We start from the raw sequence: 2960 nt of genomic DNA, 5'->3' as shown, positions 1-2960 counted from the left end.
TTGCGTGGCATCCAAAAAAGCCCGGACGACCAGCGCCGCGGCGAAGTGCGCGATGCCTGGCGCAAGACTGCCGAAGCTGCGATTCATGCACTGGAAGCCGAGGAGGCCAAACCCCAGGATGCCGCCGAGGCCGCGTTGGCCACTGAACTCAAGGGTCGGATCATGTCCGAATATCGCCATCAGCTGGAAGTATTCAACGATTCGGCTGAAGCCCAGGCGCTGGCATTCCAGATGGATTTGCTGGAACGGCGCCTGCGACTCAAGGCGCTGCGAGCGCAACGCCTGGAGTTATACAAACTCAGTCGACTTCACCAGATCGGTGATGACGTGCTCAGGGAAGTCCTTGCGGATCTGGACCTGAGCGAAGCCAACCTGGGACAGGTGAAGTGACTCTGGTGACCGCAATGAGGGTTACTTGCGGCGCTGAACGAAGTCCCGAATGCGCTCGGCGGCCTCAACACATTCCGCCAACGGTGCAACCAGCGCCAGGCGCACGCGGCCGGCACCGGGGTTAAAACCGTCAACTTCGCGGGACAGGTAAGACCCCGGCACCACGGTCACGTGCTGTTGAACAAACAGATCACGGCAGAACGCTTCGTCATCGCCATTTACATTCGGCCACAGATAGAAGCCACCGTCCGGTCGCTGCACGTCCATGACCGGGCCGAGAATTTCCAGAACAGCATCGTATTTTTCACGGTACAGGTCGCGGTTGGCGCGCACGTGAGCTTCGTCATTCCACGCGGCCACGCTGGCCAGTTGCGTCTGCACCGGCATCGCACAGCCATGGTAAGTGCGGTAAAGCAGGAAGCCTTTGAGAATATCGGCATCGCCGGCGACGAACCCCGAGCGCAGGCCCGGCAGATTGGAACGCTTGGACAGGCTGTGAAAAACCACGCAACGCTTGAAGTCTTTGCGACCCAGTTCCACGCAGGCGCTGAGCAGACCCGGCGGCGGCGTTTGTTCGTCGAAGTACAGCTCGCTATAGCATTCGTCAGCGGCGATCACGAAGTCGAACTCATCAGCCAGCGCGATGAGTTTTTTCAGGGTTTCGACCGGAATCAGCGCGCCTGTCGGGTTGCCGGGCGAGCAGAGGAACAGGATCTGGCAACGCTTCCAGATGTCTGGCGAAACGGCGTCGAAATCCGGGTTGAAGCCGTTTTCATCCAGGCACGGCAGGTAGTGCGGTTTGGCCCCGGCAAGGAAGGCCGCACCTTCGTAGATCTGATAGAAGGGATTGGGGCTGACCACCAGCGCGTCATCGCCCCGGTTGACCACGGTTTGAGTGAAGGCGAACAGCGCTTCACGCGTGCCGTTGACCGGCAGCACATTGCGCGCCGGATCGAGCCAGCCAGTGGGTACATCGAAACGACGTTCGCACCAGGCGGCAATGGCTTCGCGCAAAGCCGGAACGCCGAGGGTGGTCGGGTAGACGGCCATCTGATCCAGATTGCTCGCCAACGCTTCGGCGACGAAGCCTGGCGAACGGTGCTTCGGCTCGCCGATGGACAGTGCGATCGGGCGCTTGTCCGGGTTAGGCGTGACACTGCCGAGCAGGGCGCGGAGCTTCTCGAACGGGTAGGGCTGCAACTGGTTCAGAGCATTGTTCATCGGTGCGGGGTCTCTTTGAATGTGGGAGTAACAGGCGGTTCCACGGCTTTTGTGGCGAGGGGGCTTGCCCCCGTTGGGCTTCGCAGCAGCCCCATAACCAATAACCCTTAACCCACTTCCCCCAGGGATGTCGCGATCGCCATCTAACGACTGCTGCGCAGCCAAACGGGGCGGTGCGACGTTTCGCTAAACCCCCTCGCCACAAATAGTAGGCTAGCCACAGGCGGTATCCCTTACCGCAGGCCCGTCACACAGACAATGAATTACAACCGAAACTGCGCGAAATTGACGTTCGTCCCCGCCGGACGCATGTCTTGCAGATATGAATCCTTGTCTGCGCTCAGTTCCAGGCTCAGCGCAGCTTTGCGCTTACCCTCATTACGCACGACCAGACCTTCAAGCTTCTCGCGCAGGAACACCGTCGGCACCTTCAGGTGCAGCAGTTCGTCGGTATCCGGAGTATGCATCAGCAGGTGAATCCATTCGTACTGACCAATCGCCAGACGCGCTACCGGAAGGTCGAACCACCAAATATTGCGGTTGCGGTTCAATTCGGTGAAATGGCAGTTATTGACGCCAAGCACAGCACCGCCGAGCTCCTGGTTTCTGCGGGCAATGGCCTGCTTTTTATCGAGTTTCATAACATTCCTACAGTATTGGATCTTCAGCGCCAGAGGCCTGAATACATGGCGCATTCTCGGGGGTTGTCGCGCAAACATAAAGCCCCGACTGCGTTGGCCGATGAAAAGCGCTCGAAAAAAAAATGAAACTCCATGCAAGTCGGCCCGGTCAATCTTTGTGTAACCACTTACCTCGTTCAATTGTTCACAGGAGAAACACCATGAGCAGCACTGGCGATAAAGTAAAAGGCATGGCCAACGAAGCAGTCGGCAACGTCAAGCAAGGCGTCGGCAAGGCTACCGATAACGACAAAATGCGCGCCGAAGGTGTGGTCCAGGAAAAGAAAGGCGAAGCTCAGCAAGCGGTGGGCAACGCCAAAGACGCCGTCAAGAAAGGCGTCGACAAAGCGTAATTGTGGCTTTGTGCGCGACCGAAACGGCCATCTGCGGATGGCCGTTTTTGTGTCAGCCTGACGGGTATGAAACAAGCACAGTGTTTCAGAGTCGCCACTTAGGCTACTTTGATGTAAAAACGGCCCCTGAGTCGCCACGACTTCTACCGATTTGCGGCGAAAGGAGACGCTCATGATTTTCCCGGACATGAAAGGTATGCCCATCACCCGGGTGATGGTGCGCACCGTCAAAGAGTTTGTTAACGACGAGATGTCGACTTACGCGTCGGCGTTGGCGTATCAAATGCTGTTTTCCTTATTCCCCTTCATTTTGTTT

The 2960-nt window shown here is 57.8% G+C and carries 3 protein-coding genes and 2 pseudogenes; 3 read left to right on the top strand and 2 right to left on the bottom strand.

Annotated elements, in window-relative coordinates:
* Positions 1-390 (top strand): annotated as a pseudogene (locus F8N12_RS27260) (Na+/H+ antiporter); the annotation flags it as partial.
* A 21-nt stretch (positions 391-411) separates the two neighbouring features.
* Here the strand turns inward: F8N12_RS27260 and dapC are convergent.
* Entirely contained in the window at positions 412-1611 is a 1200-nt protein-coding gene (gene dapC, locus F8N12_RS27255; RefSeq protein ID WP_150580100.1) for a succinyldiaminopimelate transaminase, read from the bottom strand.
* A gap of 263 nt (positions 1612-1874) precedes the next feature.
* Positions 1875-2252 (bottom strand): hypothetical protein, encoded by a 378-nt coding sequence (locus F8N12_RS27250; protein ID WP_150580744.1) that lies wholly within the window; start codon positions 2250-2252, stop codon positions 1875-1877.
* A gap of 200 nt (positions 2253-2452) precedes the next feature.
* Between F8N12_RS27250 and F8N12_RS27245 the strand changes: the two genes are divergently transcribed.
* Together F8N12_RS27245 and F8N12_RS27240 are read left to right on the top strand one after the other, a co-directional pair.
* Positions 2453-2644 (top strand): CsbD family protein, encoded by a 192-nt coding sequence (locus tag F8N12_RS27245; protein WP_150580743.1) that lies wholly within the window; start codon positions 2453-2455, stop codon positions 2642-2644.
* Between the two features lie 172 nt (positions 2645-2816).
* Positions 2817-2960, top strand: a pseudogene (locus F8N12_RS27240) (ribonuclease BN); the annotation flags it as partial.

The organism is Pseudomonas fluorescens (assembly GCF_902497625.1).
Taxonomy (GTDB): Bacteria; Pseudomonadota; Gammaproteobacteria; order Pseudomonadales; family Pseudomonadaceae; genus Aquipseudomonas; species Aquipseudomonas fluorescens_BQ.
The sequence above is the reverse complement of the archived record's forward strand: the minus strand, read 5'-3'. Positions and strand labels throughout refer to the sequence as shown.